Genomic DNA, 24,775 nt, shown 5'->3' on the forward strand with positions numbered 1-24,775 from the left:
CAGCAGGCGTCGAGCACGCGCTGGCCGGGGGCCAAGTCGAGCAGGTCGGCGGCCAACTGTGCGGCTTCGTCCTGCACGCTGATCCAGCCTTCGGCAAAGCCCGGCAGGTTGCGCACATCGCAAGCTTCGGCCAGCACAATGCCGTCGCGGCTGTACACACACGGTTGGGCCTGCACCTCGCTTTCAGCCAGCAGTTGCAGGTACTGATCACGGGTTTTATGGCGGCGATTGACCCGCAGAATCATCGGCGGATGCGCGTTGTTGGCGGCGCAGATGGCTTCCCACTGCTCAGGCCAGAACGCTTTCAGCGATTTTTGCAGCCAGCGCGGGTGGGCCGTACGTACCACCGGGTCGTGTTCCAGCTCGGCCAGCAGGGCTTCGCTGTCGCGCTGGGCATTGCGCAATACGGCGTTGAGCAGGCCTTTGGCCCACGGCTTTTTCAACTTGTCGGCGCAGCCCACGGTTTCGCCAATGGCCGCGTGGGCCGGGACCCGCGTGTACAGCAGTTGGTACAAGCCCACCAGCAACAGCGCTTCAACGTCGGCATCGGCGGCTTTGAAGGGTTTTTGCAGCAGCTTGTTGGCCAATGCCGACAAGCGCGGATACCAGCGTGCGGTGCCGAACGCCAGGTCCTGGGTCAGGCCGCGGTCGCGGGCTTCAACCTTGTCCAGTTGCAACGGCAACGAACTGTTGAGCGATGCCTTGCCGTTGAGTACGGCGGTCAGTGCCTTGGCGGCGGCCAGACGCGGGTTCATTGGGCGGCGCCCAGAACAGTACCCACAGCAAACTTCTCACGGCGGCTGTTGAACAAATCGCTGAAGTTCAGCGCTTTACCGCCGGGCAATTGCAGACGGGTCAGGCACAGCGCGCCTTCACCGCAGCCCACGATCAGGCCGTCTTTGCTGGCCGCGAGGATCTGCCCCGGTTCGCCCTTGGCGTCTGCCAAGGTGGCGGCCAGCATTTTCAGGGCTTCGCCGTTGAGCGTGCTGTGGCAAATCGGCCACGGGTTGAAGGCACGAATCAGCCGCTCCAGCTCCACCGCCGGGCGATTCCAGTCGATGCGTGCTTCGTCTTTATTGAGCTTGTGGGCGTAGGTCGCCAGGCTGTCGTCCTGCACTTCGCCTTGCAAGGTGCCGTCAGCCAAACCGGCAATGGCTTCGATCACGGCCGGTGGGCCCAACTCGGCCAAACGGTCGTGCAGGGTGCCGCCGGTGTCTTCGCTGCTGATGGGAGTGATGGATTTGAGCAGCATCGGGCCGGTGTCCAGACCCGCCTCCATGCGCATCACCGTCACACCGCTTTGTGCATCGCCAGCCTCGACCGCGCGCTGAATCGGCGCGGCGCCGCGCCAGCGTGGCAGCAACGAAGCGTGGCTGTTAATGCAGCCCAAACGCGGAATATCCAGCACCACTTGCGGCAGGATCAGGCCGTACGCCACCACCACCATCAAGTCGGGCTTGAGTGCGGCGAGTTCGGCTTGAGCCTCGGGTGCACGCAAGGTCGGCGGCTGCATGACCGCAATATTGTGTTCCAGCGCCAGTTGCTTGACCGGGCTTGGCATCAGCTTTTGCCCGCGCCCGGCCGGACGATCCGGTTGGGTGTACACCGCAACGATCTCGTACGGGCTGTCGAGCAGCGCCTTGAGGTGTTCAGCGGCAAATTCGGGGGTGCCAGCAAAGACGATGCGCAATGGCTCAGTCATGGAGTACTCACTTGGAATGGGGGAAGGCGGGAATAACCCTGTAGGAGCGAGCTTGCCTCGCGATCTTTTGATCGTTGAAAAGATCGCGAGGCAAGCTCGCTCCTACAGTGAGTCCGAGACAAGCGTAGGGTTATACCGAGGATCAAGCGTTCTGGCGGTGCAGTTTTTCCAGCTTTTTCTTGATCCGGTCACGCTTGAGCGTAGACAAGTAATCCACGAACAGCTTGCCGTTCAGGTGGTCGCATTCGTGCTGGATGCACACGGCCAGCAGGCCATCGGCGGTCATTTCAAAAGGCTTGCCGTCACGGTCCAGCGCTTTGATTTTGACCAACTGCGGGCGGTCTACGTTTTCGTAGTAACCCGGCACCGACAGGCAGCCTTCCTGGTACTGGCCCATCTCGTCGGTCAGGGTTTCGAACTCAGGGTTGATAAACACCATCGGCGCGCTGCGGTCTTCGCTCAGGTCCATGACCACGATGCGCTTGTGCACGTTGACCTGCGTGGCCGCCAGACCAATACCAGGCGCTTCGTACATGGTTTCAAACATGTCATCGATCAACTGACGGACTTCGTCGTCCACAACCGTCACCGGCTTGGCGATGGTACGCAGACGCGAGTCTGGGAATTCGAGGATGTTTAAAATAGCCATAAGTTTGATTGGGGCACTGTGTGAAAGATTCAAAAACGGTTGTCAGGGGGTCTTGAAGACTCGGCAACCTGTGCAAAACGTCTCCTTCAGAGAGAGCCCGCTCGGGCTCTGGCGTTTCACGCGAGCGCACATAATAAAGGGATTCAACCCCGGATGAAACGACTAGCTGCCCGGCTGCAGGTGGCGCGCGCGTCGCAGTTTGAAACCAATGGGCGCGGTCTGTGCGCAGCGTTCTACTAAGGTTGGGTTTGCCGGCGTTTTTTCAAGGCCGTACTGAGCGTTTACGCCGGCGCTTACTGACACGTGCCCAACAACTTGTTAACAGAGTTATCCACAGGTTGTCCCTGGCGTAACGCTGATGAAACAGATCAAGGATGATCCCATGTCGCAGTCTGATATTTCCCCAGCAGAGCTGGAAGCCCGTTTGCGTTTACACCGCTTGCCCGAGATCGGCCCACAGCGCTACCACGCCTTGTTTCGGGCCTTTGGCTCGGCCAGTTCGGCGCTCAGCGCCCCGGCCAGTGCCTGGCGGGCCTTGGGCTTGCCACCCGCCAGTAGCGAGGCCCGGCGCAACCCCGAAGTACGTGACGGTGCCAGCGCTGCAATGCGCTGGCTTGAGGGCTGCAAGCAGCATGTGTTGCTCCACGATCAGCCCGATTACCCGGCTTTGTTGGCTGAAATAAAAGACCCGCCGCCCGTGTTATTCGTGGCGGGCGACCCCGGCATCCTGGAAAAACCGCAACTGGCGATGGTTGGCAGTCGGCGTGCCTCACGGCCGGGGCTGGACACCGCCGCGGCGTTTTCGAAGTGTCTGGCGGGTGCCGGTTTTGTCATCACCAGCGGGCTGGCGCTGGGCATCGACGGGGCCGCGCACCAGGCCGCACTGGACATTGGCGGGCAGACGATCGGGGTGCTCGGCACCGGCCTGCAAAAACTTTATCCACAGCGCCATCGCGCACTGGCAGACGCGATGATTGCCAACGGCAGCGCCGTGGTGTCGGAGTTCCCGCTGGACGCCGGGCCGCTCTCGGGCAACTTCCCACGGCGCAACCGAATCATCAGCGGTTTGTCGTTGGGCGTGCTGGTGGTCGAAGCCAGCGTGGCCAGCGGTTCGTTGATCACCGCCCGTCTGGCGGCGGAACAAGGGCGTGAGGTCTACGCCTTGCCAGGTTCTATCCACCACCCCGGCGCGCGCGGTTGCCATCAACTGATTCGTGACGGCGCCACCCTGGTGGAAACCGTCGAGCATATTCTTGAAGGCCTGCGCGGCTGGCGCTCGATGCCGTTATCCACAGCTGACCTTTTCACACACAGCTGTCATCCATTAGTGCAATTGTTGCAGGCAGCGCCCCACACCAGCGAAGCCCTGGCCTGCGCCAGCGGTTGGGACCTGCCCCGGCTGCTGGCGGCGTTGACCGAACTTGAACTCGACGGGCACGTAGTGCTTGAGGGCGGGCGTTGGTTTGCTCGCGCCAGCTAAGTACACTGCGCCCAGTACCTATTTGGAGACACTCAATGATCAGCACCTGGCGCGTCCAACAAGCCGCACGCGCGATTCATGCGGGCGCCGTGATCGCCTATCCCACCGAAGCCGTCTGGGGCCTGGGTTGCGACCCGTGGGATGAAGAAGCGGTCGAGCGTTTGCTGGCGATCAAATCGCGACCTGTGGATAAAGGCCTGATTCTGGTTGCCGACAACATTCACCAGTTCGACTTCCTGTTCGAAGACTTCCCCCAAGAGTGGATCGACCGCATGGCCAGCACCTGGCCTGGGCCGAACACCTGGCTGGTGCCGCATCAAGGCCTGCTGCCCGAGTGGATCACCGGCCAGCACGACACCGTGGCGTTGCGCGTGAGTGACCATCCGCTGGTGCGTGAGTTGTGTGCGTTGGTGGGGCCCATTGTTTCCACGTCTGCCAACCCGGCGGGCTTGCCGGCGGCGCGTACGCGGTTAAAAGTTGAGCAGTACTTTCGTGGCCAGATCGATCACGTCTTGGGCGGCAATTTGGGCGGGCGTAAAAACCCCAGCCTGATCCGCGACCTGGCGACCGGCAAGGTCGTGCGCCCCGCCTAACCCCGCAAACTGTAGTCGCTGCCGCAGGCTGCGATGGGCTGCGTAGCGGCCCTGCTTGTAAAAGCGAAGGTCCTTTGGCCCTTATCGCAGCCTGCGGCAGCGGCCACAGGTTTGGTGTTACGGCAACAAAATCGTCGAGCCGGTGGTGCGGCGCGAGGCCAACTCGATGTGTGCCTTGGCCGTGTCTTTCAGGGCATAGCGCTGGCTGATCTCAACCTTGATCTTGCCGGTGCGGATCATCTCAAACAGCTCGTCGGCCATTTTTTGCAGGTTCTCGGGCGTGTTGGCGTAGCCCGCCAAGGTTGGCCGGGTTACGTAGAGCGAACCCTTCTGCGACAAAATCCCCAGGTTCACGCCAGTTACCGCGCCTGACGCGTTACCGAAGCTGACCATCAGCCCGCGCAGTGCCAGGCTGTCCAGCGAGGTGAGCCAGGTGTCTTTGCCGACGCCGTCATACACCACCGGGACTTTCTTGCCGCCGGTCAGTTCCAGCACGCGCTGGGCCACGTCTTCATGGCTGTAGTCGATGGTTTCCCAGGCGCCCAGTGCTTTGGCGTGCGCTGCTTTTTCAGCCGAGCTGACCGTACCGATCAATTTCGCGCCCAGCGCCTTGGCCCATTGGCACGCAATCGAGCCAACGCCACCGGCAGCGGCGTGGAACAAAATGGTATCGCCCGCTTTAACCTCGTAGGTTTGGCGCAGCAAATACTGCACGGTCAGGCCCTTGAGCATCACGGCGGCGGCTTGCTCAAAGCTGATGTCGTCCGGCAGCTTCACCACATTCGCCGCGGGCAACACGTGGAACTCGCTGTTCGCGCCCAGCGGGCCAGTGCCGTAGGCCACGCGGTCGCCTACTTTGACGGTGTGCACGTCACTGCCCACTGCATCCACGATGCCCGCGCCTTCATTGCCCAGGCCCGATGGCAGCTCGGGCAGCGGGTACAGGCCGCTGCGGAAATAGGTGTCGATGAAATTCAGGCCGATGGCCTGGTTACGCACGCGAACCTGTTGCGGGCCCGGCTCGGCAGGTTGGTAGTCGACATACTCAAGCACTTCGGGCCCGCCGAGGGTCCGAAACTGGATACGTTTAGCCATTTGCACTGTCCTTGCTGAATTGACGAGGCCCCTATCCAACGCTTTAGCGTGATCTTCGTCAACTGCGACGATGCCGGGTGCGGTGTTATGCTAGCCGCCCTTCGCTGGCGGCCCCGCTCTGTCGCTTTGCCCGATTTAAGGTGATGTCATGACTACTCGCACCGAGGCCGTTAAAGCCTACTTGCTCGACCTGCAAGACCGTATCTGCGCTGCGCTGGAAACCGAAGATGGCGGCGCGCGCTTCATTGAAGACGCCTGGGAGCGCCCGGCAGGCGGTGGCGGGCGTACCCGCGTGATCGAAAACGGCCAGGTCATCGAAAAAGGCGGTGTGAACTTTTCCCACGTGTTTGGCAGCGGCTTGCCGCCGTCCGCCAGCGCCCATCGCCCTGAACTGGCGGGCCGTGGCTTTGAAGCCCTGGGCGTGTCGCTGGTGATCCACCCGCACAACCCGCATGTGCCGACATCCCACGCCAACGTGCGTTTTTTCATTGCCGAAAAAGAAGGCGAAGAGCCGGTCTGGTGGTTTGGTGGCGGCTTCGACCTCACGCCTTACTACGGCGTTGAAGAAGACTGCGTGCACTGGCACCGCGTGGCCGAGCAAGCCTGCGCACCGTTCGGCGCCGACGTGTACCCGCGGTATAAAGCTTGGTGCGACCGCTACTTCCACATCAAGCACCGCAACGAGCCGCGTGGCATTGGCGGCCTGTTTTTCGATGACCTGAACGAATGGGATTTTGACACCTGCTTCGCTTTTGTTCGCGCCATCGGCGACGCCTTTATCGACGCCTACCTGCCGATCGTGCAGCGCCGCAAGGCCGACGCCTACACGGCCCAGCAGCGTGAGTTCCAGGAATATCGCCGGGGCCGCTACGTCGAATTCAACCTGGTTCACGACCGTGGCACCCTGTTCGGCCTGCAATCGGGCGGGCGTACCGAATCGATCCTGATGTCGCTGCCGCCCCACGTACGCTGGGGTTATGACTGGAAAGTGGCGCCCGGTACCGAAGAGGCGCGGCTGACTGAGTACTTTCTGCAAGACCGCGACTGGTTAGCCAACGCCTGACATTGCCCGAGGAACTTGCCTGATGGACCGTTACGTCGTTTTTGGTAATCCGATCGCCCACAGCAAATCGCCGGTGCTGCACCGCCTGTTTGCCGAGCAAACCGGGCAGTTGATGCAGTACGACACGTTGCTCGCGCCGCTGGATGATTTTGGCGGCAGCGCGTTGGCGTTTTTCCAGCAAGGTCGCGGGGCCAACGTCACCGTGCCGTTCAAGGAAGACGCCTACCGGCTGGCCAACAGCCTGACCGCCCGTGCGCAACGGGCGGGCGCGGTGAACACCCTGAGCAAACTGGCCGACGGCACGCTGCTGGGCGACAACACCGATGGCGCGGGGCTGGTGCGCGACCTGACGGTTAACGCGGGTTTCAGCCTCAAGGGCAAACGCATCCTCATCCTGGGTGCGGGCGGCGCGGTACGCGGCGCGCTGGAACCGATTCTGGCCGAAGGCCCGGCCTCGGTGACCATCGCCAATCGCACGGTCGAAAAGGCCGAAGTGCTGGTGGAGTTGTTCAGCGACCTGGGGCCGGTGGCGGCCAGTGGTTTTGACTGGCTAAAAGAGCCGGTCGACCTGATCATCAACGCGACGTCGGCCAGCCTGGCCGGTGAAGTGCCGCCGATTGCCAGCAGCCTGATCGAGCCCGGCCAAACCTTGTGCTACGACATGATGTACGGCAAAGCGCCGACGCCGTTTTGCCTCTGGGCCAGCGAGCATGGCGCGGGCCACGTCATGGACGGCCTGGGCATGCTGGCCGAACAGGCCGCAGAAGCCTTCTACCTGTGGCGCGGCGTACGCCCGGACACCGCCCCGGCGCTGGCCGAACTGCGCCGCCTGCTGGCGCAGTAAACCCCTTGCAGGAGCGAGCTTGCCTCGCGATCTTTTGATCTTCAAAAAGATCGCGAGGCAAGCTCGCTCCTACAGGTCAGTCCTCAAACAAAATCGGGCACTTGTCCGCGCCTTCCAGCTTCTTCAATTCTTCCACCACCGGCGACCGTGCCCGGCGCAAGGTCAGGCTGCGGCCTAGTCCCAGCAAGCGGCGGGCTTCCTGGTGCAGCATCTCAACCCCCGAATAGTCGATAAAGTTGATGTGCTGCGCCTCGATCACCACCCGCTGCCCCTGGGTGCGTTGCAAACGCACTTGCAAGTAATGACTGGCGCCGAAAAAAATTGACCCGCCGACCCGCAACACCTCTTCATCCCCCTCTGTCCATTGCTGAATACGCGGTCGTGAAGTGCGCTTGAGGTAGAAAAACAGCGACGCCAGCACCCCGGCATAAATCGCTGTTTGCAGCTCCAGCAGCAAGGTCGCGACGCAGGTCAGTGCCATCACCGCGAACTCGGCCCGGCTCACGCGCCACAGCGCCCGAATACCGCGGGTGTCCACCAACCCCCAACTGATCAGCAAAATGCTGCCTGCCATGGCCGGGATCGGGATGTGCGCAATCAGCGCGGAACCGGTGATCGCAAACAGCGCCACCCACAACGCGGAAAACACCCCGGCCAATGGCGAGCGGGCACCCGCTTCGTAGTTGAGCCCCGACCGGGTGAACGAGCCCGAGGACAAATACCCCGAGAACAAGGCGCCGAACACGTTGGACAAGCCTTGTGCGCGGATCTCCTGGTTAGCGTCGAGCATTTGCTGCGAACGTGCTGCTATCGAGCGGGCAATCGACAAACTGGTCACCAACCCCAGCATGCCCACCGCAACGGCACTGGGCAGCAGACGCAACAACGTTTCGATATCCAGCGGCAACGGGCTAAACGGCGGCAAACGCCCCACAAACGCCTGCACCAACTGCACATGGCCAAACACCGACGGCAGCAGCCACACGGCCAGGCTGGCAAGCACCAGGGTCAACAGCAGCGTCGGCCAGCGTGGCAGCCACAGCTTGAGTGCGACGCCCAACAGCACCGTCCCTACCCCGAGCCCCAACGACGCGGGGTCGAAGTCGCGCACATGGCGCAACAGCGTCAGCAGGCTGTCCAGCGCAGTGGCTTTGCCCGGCACATCAACACCCAGCACATTGGGCAACTGGCCCAAGGCAATCACCACCGCCGCGCCAAGGGTGAACCCGACCACCACCGAATGTGAGACAAAATTGGCCAGTGCGCCGAACTTCAGCATCCCCAGCAGCCACTGGAAAATCCCCGCCAAAAACGTCAGCAGCAGGATCAGGCCGATGTAGTCCTGAGTGCCGGGCACCGCCAGCGGGCTGACACTGGCAAACAGCACAATCGAAATGGCAGCCGTCGGCCCGCAGATCAAATGCCACGACGAGCCCCACAAGCACGCAATAATTACTGGCACAATGGCAGCATATAGCCCGTATTCAGGCGGTAAACCTGCAATCAAGGCGTAGGCGATGGACTGCGGCAGTGCCAGAATTGCACCACTCAAGCCCACCAGCGCATCTCGGCCTACGCTTGCGCGGGTTTGTTTGGGCAGCCAATTCAGAAATGGCAGGATGGCAGTGCGGTTGAGCCGGGGCATAACGCTCTCGCTGAGTGTGGGTTTAGAGTGCGCGTGCAAGGTTACCTCTGTGGGAGCGGGCTTGCTCGCGATGGCCTCGCCGCGGATGTTCGCATACACCGCACCGTCTGCATCGCGAGCAAGCCCGCTCCCACATTAATAATGCGTGCAGCACACAATCAAGAGGCGCTTATGCAACGAATCAAGGGCTATCACGCCCACGTCTATTACGACGCCAGCACCATCGACCAGGCGCGCGCCCTGTGCGAAGAAGCGGCGCACCGATTTGGCATCAGCATGGGCCGCGTCCACGAACGCCCGGTCGGCCCGCATCCCGACTGGAGCTGCCAACTGGCCTTCGGCCCCGAACTGCTCGGCATTGTATTGCCCTGGCTGGCTATCAGCCGACACGGGCTGGTGATCTTTCTGCACCCCGACACCGGCAATGACCTGCTGGATCACACCGACCATGCGATCTGGATGGGTGAAATCAGACCGTTGAATTTGTCTGTTTTTTGACCAGAAAGCGAAGCGCTTCGATTTTTTGGAATTTTTTTTCACCCCCTAAAATTCCGCCCGCGACCTACCGTCGGCAAATCCCGGATAGCCCCGTGCCATAACGGCTGAACGTTCGTGCGCGGGCATGTGTCATACCTTGCCATGAGCTAACGTAAGACACGTGTAGCCAAGGGTAGCGATTAGTCCTCACACGCCATCCATGTTTAACTTGAATGCTCGTTCAAGTTAAACCGGTGGTCCGCTGCCCGCTCACAACAGGAGGCTAACCTTTGCCGAACTCGCTCTTTTTACGCCTGTATCATTGCTGCGAGGTGTATTTGCCATGAGTGCACCTTCGACGTCGCAGACGTCTCTCATCCGCATGAACCCGCCGGTTTTCTACTTTGCCGCCGCGTTTATTCTGGTCTTCGGGCTGGTGGTGATTTCATTGCCCGAAGCCGCCGGAGAATGGCTACTGGCAGCACAAAACTGGGCGGCCAATACGGTCGGCTGGTACTACATGCTAGCGATGACCCTGTATCTGATCTTCGTGGTCGTCACCGCCTTGTCCGGCTACGGCAAGATCAAGCTCGGTGCCGACCACGACGAACCTGAGTTCAGTTACCTGTCCTGGGCGGGCATGCTCTTTGCCGCCGGGATCAGCATCACGCTATTTTTCTTTTGTGTGTCAGAACCCCTCACCCACATGCTCAACCCGCCACAAGGCCCGGCCGGTAACGCCGAGGCGGCGCGCCAAGGCATGCAGTTGCTGTTTTTGCACTGGGGTTTGCACGGTTGGGGCGTGTTTGCCTTTGTCGGCATGGCGCTAGCGTACTTTGCCTACCGGCATAACTTGCCGCTGGCGCTGCGTTCGGCGCTGTACCCGCTGATCGGTAAACGCATCAATGGCCCCATCGGCTACGCGGTCGACGGCTTTGGCATCATCGCCACGGTGTTTGGTCTGGGTGCCGACATGGGGTTTGGGGTGTTGCACCTCAACTCCGGGCTCGACTACCTGTTTGGCGTGCCGCACACCCAATGGATTCAGGTGGGGTTGATCACCCTGATGATGGGCGCAGCCATTCTGGTGGCCATCGCGGGCGTCGACAAAGGCGTGCGCGTGATGTCCGACATCAACATGCTGCTGGCCTGTGCGCTGCTGCTGTTCGTGCTGTTCGCAGGGCCGACGCAGCACCTGCTCAACACCCTGATCCAGAACATCGGTGACTATCTGGGCGCGCTGCCGACCAAGAGTTTTGATGTGTATGCCTACAACAAGCCGAGCGACTGGCTGGGCGGCTGGACCGTGTTCTATTGGGCTTGGTGGATCGCATGGTCGCCGTTTGTGGGTCTGTTTATTGCGCGTATCTCCCGTGGCCGGACCATTCGCGAATTCGTCTTTGGCGTGCTGTTGATTCCGCTGGGCTTCACCTTGGCGTGGATGTCGATTTTCGGCAACAGCGCCATCGACCAAGTGCTCAACCACGGCCTGACGGCGTTGGGCCAAGCCGCCATCGACGACCCGTCGCGCGCCTTGTACCTGCTGCTGGAAACCTACCCATGGAGCAAAACCGTGATCGCCGTGACGGTGTTCATCAGTTTTGTGTTCTTCGTGACCTCGGCCGACTCCGGCACCGTGGTGCTCTCGACCCTTTCGGCGCGTGGTAATAGCGCTGACGAAGACGGCCCCAAATGGCTGCGGGTGTTCTGGGGCGGGATGACCGCGCTGGTGACCAGTGCACTGTTGTTCTCGGGCAGCATCGACGCGCTCAAGTCGGCGGTGGTCCTGACCTCGCTGCCGTTCTCGCTGATCCTGTTGCTGATGATGTGGGGGCTGCACAAGGCGTTCTACCTGGAATCGCAGAAGAAGATCGCGCAGATGCACTCGCTGGCCCCGGTGGCCGTGTCGCGCCGTGGCCGTGGTGGCTGGCGTCAACGCTTGAGCCAGGCCGTGCACTTCCCGTCGCGGGACGAGGTGTACCGCTTCATGGACACCACGGTGCGCCCGGCAATTGAAGAAGTGAGCGCGGTGTTCCTTGAAAAAGGCCTCAACGTTGTCACCCAGCCCGACCCGGCCAATGACAACGTCAGCCTTGAAATTGGTCATGGTGACCAGCACCCGTTCGTCTACCAGGTGCAAATGCGCGGCTACTTCACGCCGTCGTTTGCCCGTGGCGGCATGGGCCCCAAAGAACTGCGTAACCGCCGTTACTACCGGGCTGAAGTGCACCTGAGCGAAGGCAGCCAGGACTACGACCTGATGGGCTACACCAAGGACCAGATCATCAACGACATCCTCGACCAGTACGAACGCCACATGCAGTTCCTGCATTTGGTGCGTTGACCCCCTCGCGAGCAAGCCCGCTCCCACAGGTGTTGCACAGGACCTGTGGGAGCGGGCTTGCTCGCGATTCAGGCAGCGCGATTACAGACCTTTCCCTGACTTGTGTGGGATGAGGCTTGCTCGTGCTTTGGCCCATTGTGGTGCTCGTTGCGGGCTGCCTATAGTTCGCCCCGTCGCTGAATCATCAGCGTTCGGGCGTGCAAGCCTGTACCTACCATTTCCAACTTTCCGTTTCGCTTGTTAGGCTCCGTGTCTGCAATCGGCGTTATGGCGGTTGTGCGCGGGAGATCTTCGGATCTGCCGGGTGGAAGGTACCGGTCTTGCACACCCGCGCACAGCTGCCACCCTCTTTCTGCGTGCAAGCTGATCGAAGTGGCTCCTTCTCTTAAGGAGTTTGAAAAATGCCGCATTACCTCCCGCAAACCGACAATCCTGTCGATTCCAACGTTCTCTTGATTGATACCCAGGCGTCTGTGTCTGCCTTGCTCACCTGTGCTGAGCAGCGCTTTCAGGCGGCCAAGAATTTGTTGCGCAGTTTGTCCCACATGAACGCCTACAGCAGCGATCCGCATGATTTGAGTGCGGTGTGCGAGGCGACGTCGTTGTTGTTGCAAGAAGGCTGCGATGTGCTGGGGGTGTTGGTGTTGCGCGAGGTGTAGCGACTCACTGAATCTTAGGTTGATGCGCCCCTCTAAATAGACCAATATAACGACCTATTTAGAGGGCTAAATTATGCAAAGCGTCTTGGCAGATCGAGCGGTGAGTGTGTCTGAACTCAAGAAAAATCCCTCCGCAGTCATGAATGCTGCCCACGGTGCTCCGGTTGCGGTGCTCAACCACAACCGTGTCATGGGCTACATGGTGCCTGCTGAAGTGTTTGAAGCCATCATGGAGCGTCTGGATGACATGGACCTTGCTGAACTGGTGAAGGCTCGCAGCCAAGAGACGCCTGTCCCGGTAAATCTGGATGACTTATAAGCTGGAGTTCCTGCCCACAGCTTTGAAAGAGTGGGAGAAGTTGGGCTATACGCTTCAGCAGCAATTTAAAAAGAAGTTGGTCGAACGATTGGTAAGCCCACGTATAGGGGCTGACGCCCTTCACGGGATGCCCGACTGTTACAAGATCAAGCTTAAATCGGCAGGCTACCGGTTGGTGTACAAAGTCATTGATGAGCGCGTCGTAGTGGCGGTGATTGCTGTCGGGAAACGCGAACGCAGCGCTGTATACGACCGCGCCAAGCAGCGCTAAATAGCGTGTTTGATCGCAATTTATTCACGTTGAAGATCAAAAGATCGCAGGCAAGCCAGCTCCTACAACATTTAGGGTGTTCACCCTTCTGAGGGCTGCCTATAGTTCGCTCCGTCGCTGAATCATCAGCGTTCGGGCATGCAAGCCTGAATAGTGGATTTCAACTTTTCAAAACGCTTGGTAGGCTCCGCGCCTGCGCACAGTTGCCAACCTCTTTTGAACGTGTAGTCGCTGACGAGGCACGAAGGCTGCGATGCGGGCCGCAGGACCGCCGTCTGGGTCGCTACGCAACCCATCGCAGCCTTCGTGCCTCGTCAGCGGCTACAGAGCCAGTGCGAGTTCGCTCCTGCCTGGTCAGTGAATGGCCGGTGGCGGGTTTTTGTTTTCTTTGATGCGGTACCAGGCCACGTACAGGGCCGGCAAGAACAGCAAGGTCAACAAGGTGGCCGAGAAGATGCCGCCGATCATGGCGTAGGCCATCGGGCCCCAGAACACGTCCCGCGCAATGGGGATCATGCCCAGGCTGGCCGCCGCAGCGGTCAGCAGGATGGGCCGACGACGGTGATGCGTGGCCTGGACCACCGCATGCCACGGGTCGAAGCCGTCACGTTCGAACTGGTCGATCTGGGTCACCAAAATCACCGTGTTACGAATGATGATGCCGATCAGCGCCAGGATCCCCAGAATCGCGATAAAGCCCATCGGCGTGCCGGTGGGCACCAGCGCCAACACCACGCCAATCAGGCCCAGCGGCGCGACGCTGACGACGATGAACATTTTCTGCACGCTTTGCAGCTGGATCATCAAAAAGGTCGCCATCAAAAACAGCATCAACGGGATGACTTTGGCGATCGGGCCTTGGGCCTTGGCGCTTTGCTCCACGGTGCCGCCGGTTTCGACTTTGTAGCCTTGCGGCAGTTTGGCGATGAAGGCATCGATGGTCGGTTTAAGGTCGTCCACCAGGTCAACCGCCTGAATGTCGCCGCGCACCGCAGCCTTGAGGGTCAAGGTCGGTATGCGGTCACGGCTCCAGACCAGCGGCTGCTCCAGCTCGTAACGCACCGAGGCAAACGCCAGCAACGGGATCGAGGTGCCGCTCGGCGTGGTGATTTGCAGGTTGAGCAGGGTCTCTGGCGTGTTGCGTTCGCTGCCATTGGCCCGGCCGACGATGTCGATCAGGTAGATGCTGTCTTTGACCTGGCTGACGGTGGCGCCGGTGACGATGCTGTTCATCACTTGCGCGACGTCTTCGGACGACAAACCAAACTGGCGGGCCTTGTCTTGCGCGATGTCGACCCGCAGCACTTTGCCCGGCTCGTTCCAGTTGAACAGGGTTTCGCCCACGTTGGGGTTGGCGTCGAGTACGGTGGCCAGGTCGATGGCGTGTTTGCGCACCTGGTCGATGTTCGGGCCGCTCACCCGGTATTGCAGCGGCTGGCCCACGGGCGGGCCCAGTTCCAGGGTGTGCACATAACTGCCAACACCGACAAACTCTTCTCGCAGGCGTTTGTTGAGGCGCTCCATCAACACATCGCGGCTCTCAAGCCCGGTGCTGACGATCACCAACTGGGCGAAGAACGGGTTTTGCAGTTGCTGGTCCAGAGGCAGATAGAAACGGATCGCGCCCTCGCCCACGTAGGTACTCCAGCGCACGATGTCCGGGTCGTCCTTGAGCGAGGCTTCAAAGCGTTGAGTGACTTTGAGGGTTTCCTGGATCGAGGCGTTTTGCGGCAGGTTCAAATCCACCAGAATTTCAGGGCGCTCAGAGGCCGGGAAGAACTGGTTTTGCACAAAGGTCATGCCCACCACCGAGGCCAGGAACATCGCCGCCGTGCCGCCGATGGTCCACCAGCGATGGGTCATGCACCACAGCAGGCCGGTGTTAAACGCTTGTGCCAGTCGCCCCGGTTTTTCGGACTTGGGTTTAACCTTGGCCGGCAGCACGTGCACGCCCAACACCGGAGCAAACAGCACCGCCACCATCCACGACACAATCAGGGCCACGCCAATCACCGCGAACAGGGTGAAGGTGTACTCGCCCGCCGCGCTGTTGTTGAGGCCGATCGGGACAAAACCCGCCACCGTGACCAAGGTCCCGGTAAGCATCGGGAAGGCCGTGGAGTGGTAGGCAAACGTCGCAGCCTGCTGTTTGGTTTCGCCCAGTTCCAGCCGCGAGATCATCATCTCTACCGTGATCATCGCGTCGTCCACCAGCAGGCCCAGGGCGATGATCAACGCGCCCAGCGACACACGCTGCATGGCGATGCCGGTGAATTCCATGAACACAAAGACCAGCGCCAGCACCAGCGGGATCGAGATCGCCACCACCATACCCGCGCGCAGGCCCAGGCTGATAAAGCTCACCGCCAGAACGATGATCACCGCTTCAAACAGCGCGCTGGTGAAGCCGTGTACGGCCACCTGAACCACTTCGGCCTGGTCAGAGACCATGTGCACGCCCACGCCCACCGGCAGTTGCGCGGTCAGTTCGTTGATGCGCTGCTGCAGCTGCTCGCCGAACTCCTGAATGTTGCCGCCCGTGTTCATGGCCACGGCCAAGCCAATGGCCGGCTGGCCGTTGTAATGGAACATCGGTGCGGCCGGGTCGACATAGCCACGGGTAATGTCAGCCACGTCAGCGAGCCGGTAGAAGCGGTTGTTGACCCGCAGGTTGACCGCCTCAAGGTCGGCCACGCTGTGGAACTGGCCGGAGGCGCGCACCGACATGCGCTCTGGTCCGGCTTCAATGACACCCGCCGGGGTCACGGCGTTTTGCTCTTGCAGGCTTTGCAGAATGTGTTGTTGATCCAGGCCCAGCGCGGCCAGTTTGCGGGTCGAGAAGTCGAGGTAGAAGGTTTCGGCCTGCTCGCCGATGGTCATCATCTTGCCGCGATTGGGGATGTCGCGGATCCCCAGGCGCACCTCTTCGACGTAGTCGCGCAGTTGGCGCATGCTGATGCCGTCGCCGGTAAAGGCGTAAATCGTGCCGTACACATCACCGAACTCATCGTCGAACCCCGGGCCTTGAATGCCTTGGGGGAAGTCGCCGCGAATGTCGCCGATTTTTTTGCGCACCTCGTACCAGATATGCGGGATGAGCTCGGCCTTGGTGGTGTCTTTCAAGAACACAAACACCGTGGACTCGCCGGGCCGGGTGTAGCTCTGGACGTAATCGAGGGTGTCCAGCTCTTCGAGCTTTTTCTCGATACGGTCGGTGATTTGCAGCATGGTGTCGTCCACCGTAGCGCCGGGCCACTTGGTCTGGATCACCATGGTTTTGATGGTAAAGCTGGGGTCTTCGGCGCGGCCCAGGTTGAAGTACGAAAAGAACCCGGCAAGCACCGCGACGAACATCAGGTACCACACGAATGACTGATGCTCGAGGGCCCACTCGGACAGGTTGAATTTCCCATTCATTGCGAGCTTTCCTTGTCGAGTCTGACTTTTTGTCCGGGTTTAAGGCTGTAGGCGCCCGCACTGACCACGGTGTCACCGCTGCTGATGCCGCCCGAGAGCAACACGGTATTGGCGTCGCGGCGCCATACGGTTACCTCCCGCGTGTTGGCGGTCAGTGTGTGCGGGTCGACGACCCACACACGGGTTTTGCCGTCGGTTTCTTGCAGTGCGGTCTGCGGCACCTGGAAGTGCTGGGTAATCGGGCTGCTGACCGTCACGCTGATGGAACTGCCGAGGCGGAAGGCCGGCGGGGTCTGGTCCAGGGTTAGCCGCACACGGCGGGTGCGCGTGGCGCTGTCGGCCTGGGGCGCGATTTCGCGAACATGGGCCTTGGTGTTGACGTTCGGGTCGAGCTGGCCTGCGACAAAAAACACCACGTCTTTGGGCAGGGCTTCGGCCAGCGGCGCCGGGAGGTCGATCACCGCTTCCTTAATTTCAGGTCGCGCCAGGGTGGCCACGGCTTCACCGACACTCACCACCTGGCCAGCTTCGACCGCCCAATCGGTGATTACCGCGTCATGGTCTGCACGCAGGTTGCAGTAGCTGAGCTGGTCTTTGGCCTGATTGAGCGCCGCTGACGCTTGTTGCACGGCGGCCTGCGCGGTTTTGAGGTCGGCTTGTGCCGTGTCCAACTGGGCTTGTGCGCCCACGCCCTGATTGAACAGCTCTTGCTGGCGCCGGGCATTGGCTTGTGCGTTGATCAATTGCGCGCGGGATTTGTCCAGATCGCCTTGGGCGGCGCGCACGTTGTTTTGCTGATCGGTCGGGTCAAGGCTGGCCAAAATATCGCCTTCTTTGACCAGCGCGCCAACGTCGTAATAGCGCCGCACGATGCGGCCCGGCACGCGAAAGCCCAAGGTGCTTTCATAGCGGGCTTCGATGTTGCCGGCAAAGCGCCCCAGGTGTTGGGTCAGGTCGGGCTTTACCACCACGTAGAGCACGGGCCTGACGGGTGGCTCAGGCGGCTTTTTTTCAGAGCAGCCCAGCAACAACAGGGCCGCGAAAGGCGCTATCCAGAGACGGTTCATAGCGCCATCCCCCCTTCTGGCGTGGGTGCTATCTCGACCTTCATGCCGGGGTGTAACAATTGTCCGCCTGCGACCACGACCTTTTCTCCGTCCTTGAGGCCATCACTGATGATCACGCTGCCGGTCAGGTAGCGCCCCACGGTGACTTTTTGCAGGCGCGCATTGTTGTCGCCGTCGACCACCCACACCGCCGGGTCGCTGACATCTTTGGTCAGGGCTGACCATGGCATTTCAATGCTGCGCTGCGGCGCCGGGCTCAGGTTGACGCTGACAATCGAGCCCAGGTCCATGCCCTTGGGCAGTGAGTCCAGTTGCACCTTGATTTGCAGCGTGCCGCTTTGCGCCGCCACGGCGGGGGTGATCTCGCGGATAAAACCGTTGGCCTTAACCGTCGGGTCCTGCAGCAGGGTGACTTGCACGGTAGGGTCTTTGGGCGGCTCGATGAACAGCGATTCGTACACGTTGAACACGGCATCGCGGGCGCCATCACGGGCCAGCGAGAACATCGGCATGGTGGCTTGCACCACTTGCCCGACCTCAGCCTGGCGCGCGGTGATCACGCCCGGCGCTTCCGCCACCAGGTTGCTGTAGCTGAGTTGTTCGCGGGCATTGGCCAGTTGCGCTTGCGCCGCCGCCAAGGCGCTTTGTGCGCTCTGCTGAGCCGCATAGGCCGCATCGTATTCGCTTTGGCTGGTGTAGCCCTTTGGCAGCAGCTTTTGCTGGCGCACATAGGCGGCGCGGGTTTGTACCACTTGCGCCTGTTGCGCATACACGCTGGCTTGGGCGGTCTCGACCTGGATTTTCAGGTCTTTGGGGTCTAGGCGCGCCAACACCTGGTTGGCCTGAATGTGATCACCGACATCGACCTTGCGCTCGATGATCTTGCCGCCGACCCGAAAGGACAGCTGGGTTTCGACCCGTGCCTGAATGTCGCCACTGAGCGCAATGGGAGGTGCATAGTCGCGGCTGGTAACTTCTTGTATATAAACCCGTGGTGATAAAGGCTCTTTGGGGCCTTCTTTACCGCAAGCCGTCAGGAGCGCCAAAAGGCTTAAGCCCCAAGCACACTTGATTCGTGGACCAGCCATGCAGACTCCTTTGCTTGGTGCTCAGTGATCGAGACAATACGACACATAGCGTAGAACAGGGTTCAGACTTTGTGGGACTCTGTGCACGCCTTTCCCATCTGTTTTGAGGTCACCCAATGCTCACCACTCTGGCGGTGGCCAACTATCGCTCCATCAACCAGTTGATCGTCCCGCTGGCGCGGCTCAATTTGATCACCGGCCCCAATGGCAGCGGTAAATCCAATCTGTACCGTGCGCTGCGTTTGCTGGCCGAGACGGCTCAGGGCGGGGTGGTCAATGCGCTGGCCCGTGAAGGCGGGCTGGAGTCGACGTTCTGGGCGGGGCCCGAGGTGGTGTCGCGGCGCATGAAGTCTGGCGAGGTGGCCATCGAGGGCGGCCCGCGCAACAAGGTCAAGCGCTTGCGCATGGGCTTTGCGGCCGAAGATTTCAGCTACGCCATCGCCTTGGGGGTGTCGCCGCCTGAGCTGTCAGCGTTTACCCTCGACCCGCAAATCAAACACGAAAGCATTTGGGTGGGCCCCAGCTACCGCCCGGCCAGTGAGCTGGTGGAGCGCAATGGTCCGATGATCCGTGCCCGTACTGAGCGCAGTTGGCAGGTGCTGGCGCAGCACACGCCGATGTTCGACAGCTTGTTCGATCAAGTTGGCAGCTTGCAGGCCTCGCCTGAAGTGCTGCGGCTGCGGGAGTCGATTCGCGGTTGGCGCTTTTATGATCACTTTCGCACCGACCCTGATGCGCCGGTGCGTCAGCCGCAGTTGGGCACGCGCACACCGGTGTTGCACCACGATGGCCGCGACCTGGCTGCGGCCCTGCAAACCATCCTCGAAATGGGCGACCCGCAAGTCCTGCACAGCGCCATCAGTGACGCCTTCCCCGGCGCGCGGCTGGAGATCAATGCGATGCCCGGTGGGCGCTTTGCTGTCGAGTTCTATCAAGAAGGTTTGTTGCGGCCATTGTCGGCGGCGGAGTTGTCGGACGGTACCTTGCGTTACCTGCTACTGGTGGCTGCCCTGCTCACGCCGCGCCCGCCGACGCTGATGGTGCTCAACGAGCCCGAAACCAGCCTGCACCCCGACCTGCTGCCCGCGCTGGCGCGGTTGATCATTCGCACCTCGCACCACTCCCAGGTGTGGGTGGTGTCCCACGCCCGGCGGCTGATTGCCGCCTTGCAGCAAGACCCGGAGTGCAACTGCATCGTGCTGGAAAAAAACCTCGGCCAGACCGAGGTCGTTGGGCAACGCATGCTGGATCAACCGGCTTGGCATTGGGCGGATTGATAGAGCGATCACGCCCGTCGTATTCGATCTGCCCAAGATAGAACTCCGGGAGGGGGTGTATTGATATCGCGCACGTATAGCGTGGGCATTGGCAGTTCGGAGGTGTTCTCTTCGGTGATTCGTTTAGCAAAGTGTGGCGAGGTTGAGCTCGATGTTGAGGAAATAGAGTTTCTTGGGGGACGCGGCGGTGGGGAGTTTTTACCCATTAACTTGGCAACTCTCTTAGCTCTGGCTGCCGCTCTAATGCCACTCCAGCCCAGCTTAGTGGCCAAGCCAGAGCTGCTTAAACCTAAAATGGCCAAGGCTATGCCCACCGAGGTCATTTCAGTGCTGCCTGTGTTGTTATGTTCCGCTGCCATGCTCAATCGAACCGTGCCGACAATACCTGCGGAGGCTGTAAACCCCACACCAGCGACCTTCGCAAGATCAACGGCCTTGATGGGGCCAGCTTTTAACGCTTTGAAGGATGCGTAAAAGCCCACAGAGGGAATTGCTCCGACCGCTGTCCCGCTCAACCCAATAACTGACAGGACGATAGGGGCTATCAAGGCAAAGGAAATCTGCCCATTGGGATCTACCCGGTTCACCGGATCACCCAGGCAATAGCAGTAGGGGTTCAACCCGCCGGCACCAAACGGGCTTAACGTATCGGGGCTGTTAAAGCGCATCAACACGGGGTTGTACGCGCGGTGACCGTTGCCCAACAGATAGTGGCCGGTCAACGGATCGTGGGCTTCTCCGTTAAACCCCAACAGCCCCTGTTGCCCACGATGATGGCCATACGGGGTGTAAGCCCGCGGGTAATGGTGTGCGCCGTTGAGAGAGTGCAGCACGCTGCGTTGCAGGTCGGTGCCCAGCAACAGCGTTGCGGTTGTGTGTTTTTCAGCCAGCAACTGGTCGTGGTGCTGAAAGATTGTCTGGCTGTGTTCACCCTGGCGTGCAGTGCTCAAGCGCTCAAGATGATAAAAACGCTGCGTCGAGGGCTGCGCGCCCATTGTCGTTGTTGTTAAGCGATCCAGAGGGTCGTAGGCATAGCGTTTAAGAGGCATGTGGGTTGGCTCTTTGCTGAATGTCCCCCAGCTTTGCTCCAATGCCAGACCTTGCCTACCTGTTAACTCTGCTAGGTACTTTTGCCAAATACTAAAAAACGCCGACGCTGTAGGAGCCGTCGGCGTTTTGTGTGAGCGGGAGTTGAATTAGAACGCAGGCACCACGGCGCCTTGGTACTTCTTCTCGATAAACGCTTTGACTTCAGGGCTGGTCAGGGCTTTGGACAGCTTTTGGATTGCGTCGCTGTCTTTGTTGTCCGGGCGAGCCACCAGGAAGTTCACGTAAGGCGAATCAGAGCCTTCAATGATCAGCGCGTCTTTGGCCGGGTTCAGGCCCGCTTCCAGCGCGTAGTTGGTGTTGATCATGTCCAGGTCAACCTGGTCCAGCACGCGTGGCAGCAATGCTGACTCAAGCTCTTTGAACTTGAAGTTGTGCGGGTTTTTAGCGATGTCTTTCGGGGTGGCCACCGCGTTGGTCGGGTCTTTCAGTTCGATCAGACCGGCCTTTTGCAGCAGGATCAATGCACGGCCGCTGTTGCTGCCTTCGTTAGGGATCGCGATGGTTGCGCCATCCTTGAGCTCTGACAGGTTTTTAACTTTTTTGGAGTAACCACCAAACGGTTCAACGTGAACGCCGACCACGGTCACCAGGTTGGTGCCTTTGCCTTTGTTAAAGCTTTCGAGGTACGGCAGGGTCTGAAAGTAGTTGGCGTCCAGACGCTTCTCTGCGACTTGTACGTTCGGCTGCACGTAGTCGGTGAAGACTTTAATGTCCAGATCCACGCCTTCTTTGGCGAGGGTCGGTTTGATCAACTCAAGGATTTCAGCGTGAGGAATCGGGGTCGCAGCGACCACCAATTTTTCGTTAGCCTGTGCCAGGCCTGCCGTCAAAGCAGCCGCCAATGCGGTAAACAACAGAACCTTTTTCATGCAATATCCTTAAGAAGTGACCGTTCTGGTAACGGTTTTATTGGAGTCGGGGCGAAAGATACCGACTTTCTTTATTCCAGAACAATAATATTTGTTCATTCGCTTAGATCATTTGGTTCTTTAAATCTCTCCCTGTAGGAGCGAGCTTGCCTCGCGATCTTTTGATCGTCTAAAAGATCGCGAGATGGGGGTTATGCCAGCAGCTGTTTCAGCGCCGCCAGCTCCTGCGCCGTTGCGCCTTTAATAAAGTGCTCAATCTGCCCCAGGCTGTCAGGCAGGTTTAAATGCTCGGGGCGGATCTCTTCGCCGGTGCTCACCAGCAGCGCAAAGTGGATGACGTTCTCCAGCTCACGGGTATTGCCGGGCCATGTGTGGCGCTCCAATACCCGTTGCGCGCTGTCACTGATAAATGGCACCGGCAGGTTGAGGCGCTGGCTGTAGATGCCTAAAAAGTATTCGGCCAACGACAAAATATCCCCCGGCCGCTCGCGCAAAGCGGGCAATGGCAGCTGCCCCTCGCTGAGGTAGTGATACAGCCGCTCGTGAAATTTGCCAGCCTGTACCGCCTGAGCCAGGTCGATGCTGGTGGCCGCCACCAGGCGCACATCCACCGGGCTGGGCTGATGAGCGCCGACCCGCGTGACTTCGTGGGTTTCCAGTGCAGCCAGCAATTTGACCTGAATGCCCAGCGGCAAATCACCGATCTCATCCAGGTACAGCGTGCCGCCATTGGCTGAGCCGAACCAGCCGGCACGGCTGCTGGCCGAACTGCTGTGGCTGCCGGGGGCGTAACCGAACAACTCGGCATCGGCGTAGGTGGGGCTGATCGCGCCGCAATTAACAGACACAAACAAACCGGTGCGGTCGCTGGCGCGGTGGATATGCCGGGCCAACAGCTCTTTACCGGTGCCGGTTTCGCCGCGAATCAAGACCGGCAGCGAGCGCGGCGCCAGCAGTTCCAGGTCATCACGCAATTGGCGTGAACGCGGATCGACAAACACCAGCGCTTTGGCGCGAATGCTCAGCGGGCTTTTTTCGGCGTCGGGGAAGGTCAGCAGGGGCTGACCAAAGGTTTCATGCAGACTCATGGCGGGCTCCCGCCCGCCGCCGATGGGTGGGCGCGGGCGTTACAAAAAATTCAGGCGCGGCGCAGGGCACCGTGCTCAATACGGGTTTGCAGGCGATACAAAAAGGCGAAGCCTTGCTCCCAGCGTTGGTGGCCAGACTTGACGTTGATGTGTCCGGCGCCGCTGAGAATGCCGACCTCGGCGCCCCATTGGCGGGCAAACTCCATGGCGCGAGGTGCGCTGGCCGCAGCATCGTTATCAGAGCCGACGACTTGGCTCGGGAACGGCAGGGTTTGCGTCGGGATCGGGGCAAAGTTACGCAACGCGGGCGCGCAGGTGGGGCGTTCGACATCTGCCGGGGCGACCAGCAAGGCACCGCGCACCTGGCTCAGCAAGCTGGCGGGGGCACGTTCGGCCCAATGCGCAACGGTGATGCAACCCAGGCTGTGGGCAATCAGAATCACCGGCGTGCTATCGGCGGCAATCGCCTCGGCCAGCGCGGCAATCCAGTCTTCGCGGCGTGGCGTCAACCAGTCGGCCTGCTCCACCCGGGCACTGTTCGGCAAGCTGTTTTGCCAGTGGGTTTGCCAATGATCGTCAGACGAACCTTGCCAACCCGGCACTATCAAATAGCGAATCGATTCATTGCCCATGGCTGTGCGCCTCCAGCGGTATGTGTGTTACCGAGTCAGTATAGGGACGGTTTTTAGATTCGCTAAGGAATAAGAAGCTATTTGTTAATAACCAAAAAACACTTTTAAAGTGAGAGCGGGCGTGCTCGCGATACAGGCACTGCGGTGTATCAGGCACACCGCAGCGATCCCATCGCGAGCAAGCCCGCTCCCATACGGCAGGGTGTGGTCAGCCTTTAAAAATCATAACGGCCGGTCACGCCCAGTGTCCGTGGTGTGCCCAACAACCCTTCATAACCGCCATTGGCGGCGCTCCACAGGGTGGTGTAGTAGGTTTTGTCGAAGGCGTTTTTCAGCCACAGCGACACGTCCCACTGACCTTGGTGAAAGTCCCCGCGCAAGCCTGTGGATAAGTTGACCACCGCATAACTCGGGATCTGTGCATAAGCGGAGTCTTCGACCGTGCCCACGGCTTTGGAGCGGAACGCGTAGCTGGCGGTGACGTACTCTTCGAGGCCGTTGTTGAGGTTCCATTTGTATTCGCCATTGGCGTTGCCGATCCACTTCGAAGCGCCGACCACCTGATGCCCGCTCAAGTCGCATGAGGCAGGCGCGCCTGCTTGCAGGCTGACTTCCGGCGGGCATGGCGCATCTTTGTACGACAGGTAACGCACGTCATTAAACGATCCGTTGAGGTTCAGCGTCAGCCCGCGCACGGGGATCAGCGTGCTCTCGAATTCGACCCCGCGTGAGCGCACAGAGCCTGCGTTAGTCAGGTATTGAGCGCGTGTTGAATCGTCGTAAGCCGTGGTCTGGTACCCGTTGACCTGGGTCCAGAACAGGTTGGCGTTGAGTTGCAGGCGGCGATCCCACAGCGTGCTTTTAACCCCCAGCTCGGCGTTGTTGGCGCGCTCGGCCCCGATCAGCAGCGAGTCGGCCCCGGCGGTCGGCGCCGAGCCAACAGTGAGGTTCACCCCGCCCGATTTTTCGCCATGCGACAGGCTGGTGTAGCCCAGCACGTTGTCGTTGAAGTGGTAGGTCAGGTTCAGCAGACCTGAAGGGCTGGTGCTGTATTGGTTCAAGTCGCCCGAATCATAAGCGCCGACC

The 24,775-nt window shown here is 60.4% G+C and carries 23 protein-coding genes; 10 read left to right on the forward strand and 13 right to left on the reverse strand.

Annotated elements, in window-relative coordinates; translation table 11 throughout:
- From GHO41_RS22045 to def, 3 genes are all read right to left on the reverse strand, one after another.
- Positions 1-755, reverse strand: a 755-nt coding sequence (locus tag GHO41_RS22045; RefSeq protein ID WP_305977940.1) for a transcription antitermination factor NusB, incomplete at its 3' end; no start/stop codon positions are given.
- Complete coding sequence (gene fmt / locus GHO41_RS22050) at positions 752-1,702, reverse strand: methionyl-tRNA formyltransferase (RefSeq protein WP_153434663.1); 951 nt, start codon at positions 1,700-1,702, stop codon at positions 752-754. The genes fmt and GHO41_RS22045, both read right to left, overlap by 4 nt.
- Positions 1,703-1,844: 142 nt before the next feature.
- Complete coding sequence (def, locus tag GHO41_RS22055) at positions 1,845-2,351, reverse strand: peptide deformylase (RefSeq protein ID WP_048373941.1); 507 nt, start codon at positions 2,349-2,351, stop codon at positions 1,845-1,847.
- Positions 2,352-2,733: 382 nt separating this feature from the next.
- On the opposite strand from def, the gene dprA reads away from it, so the two are divergent.
- Both dprA and GHO41_RS22065 read left to right on the forward strand, forming a co-directional pair.
- The gene (dprA, locus tag GHO41_RS22060; RefSeq protein ID WP_153434664.1) at positions 2,734-3,831 is read left to right on the forward strand and encodes a DNA-processing protein DprA; all 1,098 of its coding nucleotides are present in this window, start codon (positions 2,734-2,736) and stop codon (positions 3,829-3,831) included.
- A gap of 35 nt (positions 3,832-3,866) precedes the next feature.
- On the forward strand, positions 3,867-4,424 hold the full coding sequence (locus GHO41_RS22065) for an L-threonylcarbamoyladenylate synthase (RefSeq protein WP_048373942.1): 558 nt from the start codon (positions 3,867-3,869) through the stop codon (positions 4,422-4,424).
- A 117-nt stretch (positions 4,425-4,541) separates the two neighbouring features.
- On the opposite strand, the gene GHO41_RS22070 is transcribed toward GHO41_RS22065, so the two are convergent.
- Complete coding sequence (locus GHO41_RS22070) at positions 4,542-5,519, reverse strand: NADPH:quinone reductase (RefSeq protein WP_048373944.1); 978 nt, start codon at positions 5,517-5,519, stop codon at positions 4,542-4,544.
- 148 nt (positions 5,520-5,667) lie between these two features.
- On the opposite strand from GHO41_RS22070, the gene hemF reads away from it, so the two are divergent.
- Positions 5,668-6,582: an oxygen-dependent coproporphyrinogen oxidase gene (gene hemF, locus GHO41_RS22075; protein ID WP_153327931.1), complete on the forward strand. Its 915-nt coding sequence runs from the start codon at positions 5,668-5,670 to the stop codon at positions 6,580-6,582.
- Positions 6,583-6,604: 22 nt separating this feature from the next.
- A complete protein-coding gene (gene aroE, locus GHO41_RS22080; protein ID WP_153434665.1) occupies positions 6,605-7,426 on the forward strand; it encodes a shikimate dehydrogenase in 822 nt (273 codons plus the stop codon).
- A gap of 76 nt (positions 7,427-7,502) precedes the next feature.
- Here the strand turns inward: aroE and GHO41_RS22085 are convergent, their stop codons facing one another.
- Positions 7,503-9,071 (reverse strand): SulP family inorganic anion transporter, encoded by a 1,569-nt coding sequence (locus tag GHO41_RS22085; protein WP_048372617.1) that lies wholly within the window; start codon positions 9,069-9,071, stop codon positions 7,503-7,505.
- A 171-nt stretch (positions 9,072-9,242) separates the two neighbouring features.
- Between GHO41_RS22085 and GHO41_RS22090 the strand changes: the two genes are divergently transcribed.
- The 5 genes from GHO41_RS22090 (at position 9,243) to GHO41_RS22110 (ending at position 13,141) form a co-directional block, all read left to right on the forward strand.
- The gene (locus GHO41_RS22090) at positions 9,243-9,569 is read left to right on the forward strand and encodes a DOPA 4,5-dioxygenase family protein (RefSeq protein WP_153391010.1); all 327 of its coding nucleotides are present in this window, start codon (positions 9,243-9,245) and stop codon (positions 9,567-9,569) included.
- A 361-nt stretch (positions 9,570-9,930) separates the two neighbouring features.
- Positions 9,931-11,892, forward strand: coding sequence for a choline BCCT transporter BetT (gene betT, locus GHO41_RS22095; RefSeq protein WP_206540844.1), 1,962 nt, complete (start codon positions 9,931-9,933; stop codon positions 11,890-11,892).
- 401 nt (positions 11,893-12,293) lie between these two features.
- Positions 12,294-12,551, forward strand: a complete 258-nt coding sequence (locus GHO41_RS22100) for a hypothetical protein (protein WP_048387227.1) — start codon at positions 12,294-12,296, stop codon at positions 12,549-12,551.
- 73 nt (positions 12,552-12,624) lie between these two features.
- On the forward strand, positions 12,625-12,870 hold the full coding sequence (locus GHO41_RS22105) for a type II toxin-antitoxin system prevent-host-death family antitoxin (protein ID WP_153327926.1): 246 nt from the start codon (positions 12,625-12,627) through the stop codon (positions 12,868-12,870).
- Complete coding sequence (locus tag GHO41_RS22110; RefSeq protein ID WP_048372607.1) at positions 12,860-13,141, forward strand: type II toxin-antitoxin system RelE/ParE family toxin; 282 nt, start codon at positions 12,860-12,862, stop codon at positions 13,139-13,141. Before GHO41_RS22105 ends, GHO41_RS22110 begins: the two co-directional genes overlap by 11 nt.
- 354 nt (positions 13,142-13,495) lie before the next feature.
- On the opposite strand, the gene GHO41_RS22115 is transcribed toward GHO41_RS22110, so the two are convergent.
- Genes GHO41_RS22115 through GHO41_RS22125 form a run of 3 tightly spaced genes read right to left on the reverse strand, consistent with a single transcriptional unit; the run spans position 13,496 to position 18,713 of the window.
- Positions 13,496-16,558, reverse strand: coding sequence for an efflux RND transporter permease subunit (locus tag GHO41_RS22115; protein ID WP_153434666.1), 3,063 nt, complete (start codon positions 16,556-16,558; stop codon positions 13,496-13,498).
- Positions 16,555-17,625, reverse strand: a complete 1,071-nt coding sequence (locus GHO41_RS22120) for an efflux RND transporter periplasmic adaptor subunit (RefSeq protein WP_123750631.1) — start codon at positions 17,623-17,625, stop codon at positions 16,555-16,557. Before GHO41_RS22120 ends, GHO41_RS22115 begins: the two co-directional genes overlap by 4 nt.
- Positions 17,622-18,713, reverse strand: a complete 1,092-nt coding sequence (locus tag GHO41_RS22125; RefSeq protein WP_123750632.1) for an efflux RND transporter periplasmic adaptor subunit — start codon at positions 18,711-18,713, stop codon at positions 17,622-17,624. Before GHO41_RS22125 ends, GHO41_RS22120 begins: the two co-directional genes overlap by 4 nt.
- A 116-nt stretch (positions 18,714-18,829) precedes the next feature.
- Here GHO41_RS22125 and GHO41_RS22130 point away from each other — a divergent pair, with 116 nt between their 5' ends.
- Positions 18,830-19,990 carry an AAA family ATPase gene (locus GHO41_RS22130; protein WP_048372600.1) on the forward strand — a complete coding sequence of 387 codons (1,161 nt, stop codon included), beginning with the start codon at positions 18,830-18,832 and terminating at the stop codon, positions 19,988-19,990.
- A gap of 8 nt (positions 19,991-19,998) precedes the next feature.
- Here the strand turns inward: GHO41_RS22130 and GHO41_RS22135 are convergent, their stop codons facing one another.
- The 5 genes from GHO41_RS22135 to GHO41_RS22155 form a co-directional block, all read right to left on the reverse strand.
- Positions 19,999-21,039 carry an RHS repeat-associated core domain-containing protein gene (locus GHO41_RS22135; protein ID WP_053225285.1) on the reverse strand — a complete coding sequence of 347 codons (1,041 nt, stop codon included), beginning with the start codon at positions 21,037-21,039 and terminating at the stop codon, positions 19,999-20,001.
- A 147-nt stretch (positions 21,040-21,186) separates the two neighbouring features.
- Entirely contained in the window at positions 21,187-21,969 is a 783-nt protein-coding gene (locus GHO41_RS22140; RefSeq protein ID WP_048372598.1) for a MetQ/NlpA family ABC transporter substrate-binding protein, read from the reverse strand.
- Between the two features lie 191 nt (positions 21,970-22,160).
- Positions 22,161-23,057: a sigma 54-interacting transcriptional regulator gene (locus tag GHO41_RS22145; protein WP_153434667.1), complete on the reverse strand. Its 897-nt coding sequence runs from the start codon at positions 23,055-23,057 to the stop codon at positions 22,161-22,163.
- 50 nt (positions 23,058-23,107) lie between these two features.
- Positions 23,108-23,689, reverse strand: coding sequence for an alpha/beta hydrolase (locus GHO41_RS22150; RefSeq protein ID WP_048387212.1), 582 nt, complete (start codon positions 23,687-23,689; stop codon positions 23,108-23,110).
- A gap of 215 nt (positions 23,690-23,904) precedes the next feature.
- Positions 23,905-24,775: TonB-dependent receptor (locus GHO41_RS22155; protein WP_153434668.1), on the reverse strand; the 871-nt coding region annotated here is incomplete at its 5' end.

It is taken from the genome of Pseudomonas sp. FSL R10-0399 (assembly GCF_009600165.1).
Lineage (GTDB): Bacteria > Pseudomonadota > Gammaproteobacteria > Pseudomonadales > Pseudomonadaceae > Aquipseudomonas > Aquipseudomonas helleri.

What these genes read in the sequence shown, in the direction of transcription:
- hemF (WP_153327931.1), top strand. Translation starts at nt 5,668, where the DNA reads ATGACTACTCGCACCGAGGCCGTTAAAGCCTACTTGCTCGACCTGCAA.
- GHO41_RS22120 (WP_123750631.1), bottom strand. Translation starts at nt 17,625, where the DNA reads ATGAACCGTCTCTGGATAGCGCCTTTCGCGGCCCTGTTGTTGCTGGGC.
- GHO41_RS22140 (WP_048372598.1), bottom strand. Translation starts at nt 21,969, where the DNA reads ATGAAAAAGGTTCTGTTGTTTACCGCATTGGCGGCTGCTTTGACGGCA.
- GHO41_RS22125 (WP_123750632.1), bottom strand. Translation starts at nt 18,713, where the DNA reads ATGGCTGGTCCACGAATCAAGTGTGCTTGGGGCTTAAGCCTTTTGGCG.
- GHO41_RS22130 (WP_048372600.1), top strand. Translation starts at nt 18,830, where the DNA reads ATGCTCACCACTCTGGCGGTGGCCAACTATCGCTCCATCAACCAGTTG.
- GHO41_RS22115 (WP_153434666.1), bottom strand. Translation starts at nt 16,558, where the DNA reads ATGAATGGGAAATTCAACCTGTCCGAGTGGGCCCTCGAGCATCAGTCA.
- fmt (WP_153434663.1), bottom strand. Translation starts at nt 1,702, where the DNA reads ATGACTGAGCCATTGCGCATCGTCTTTGCTGGCACCCCCGAATTTGCC.
- GHO41_RS22110 (WP_048372607.1), top strand. Translation starts at nt 12,860, where the DNA reads ATGACTTATAAGCTGGAGTTCCTGCCCACAGCTTTGAAAGAGTGGGAG.
- betT (WP_206540844.1), top strand. Translation starts at nt 9,931, where the DNA reads ATGAACCCGCCGGTTTTCTACTTTGCCGCCGCGTTTATTCTGGTCTTC.
- def (WP_048373941.1), bottom strand. Translation starts at nt 2,351, where the DNA reads ATGGCTATTTTAAACATCCTCGAATTCCCAGACTCGCGTCTGCGTACC.
- GHO41_RS22145 (WP_153434667.1), bottom strand. Translation starts at nt 23,057, where the DNA reads ATGAGTCTGCATGAAACCTTTGGTCAGCCCCTGCTGACCTTCCCCGAC.
- GHO41_RS22085 (WP_048372617.1), bottom strand. Translation starts at nt 9,071, where the DNA reads ATGCCCCGGCTCAACCGCACTGCCATCCTGCCATTTCTGAATTGGCTG.
- GHO41_RS22135 (WP_053225285.1), bottom strand. Translation starts at nt 21,039, where the DNA reads ATGCCTCTTAAACGCTATGCCTACGACCCTCTGGATCGCTTAACAACA.
- GHO41_RS22090 (WP_153391010.1), top strand. Translation starts at nt 9,243, where the DNA reads ATGCAACGAATCAAGGGCTATCACGCCCACGTCTATTACGACGCCAGC.
- aroE (WP_153434665.1), top strand. Translation starts at nt 6,605, where the DNA reads ATGGACCGTTACGTCGTTTTTGGTAATCCGATCGCCCACAGCAAATCG.
- GHO41_RS22150 (WP_048387212.1), bottom strand. Translation starts at nt 23,689, where the DNA reads ATGGGCAATGAATCGATTCGCTATTTGATAGTGCCGGGTTGGCAAGGT.
- GHO41_RS22065 (WP_048373942.1), top strand. Translation starts at nt 3,867, where the DNA reads ATGATCAGCACCTGGCGCGTCCAACAAGCCGCACGCGCGATTCATGCG.
- dprA (WP_153434664.1), top strand. Translation starts at nt 2,734, where the DNA reads ATGTCGCAGTCTGATATTTCCCCAGCAGAGCTGGAAGCCCGTTTGCGT.
- GHO41_RS22105 (WP_153327926.1), top strand. Translation starts at nt 12,625, where the DNA reads ATGCAAAGCGTCTTGGCAGATCGAGCGGTGAGTGTGTCTGAACTCAAG.
- GHO41_RS22100 (WP_048387227.1), top strand. Translation starts at nt 12,294, where the DNA reads ATGCCGCATTACCTCCCGCAAACCGACAATCCTGTCGATTCCAACGTT.
- GHO41_RS22070 (WP_048373944.1), bottom strand. Translation starts at nt 5,519, where the DNA reads ATGGCTAAACGTATCCAGTTTCGGACCCTCGGCGGGCCCGAAGTGCTT.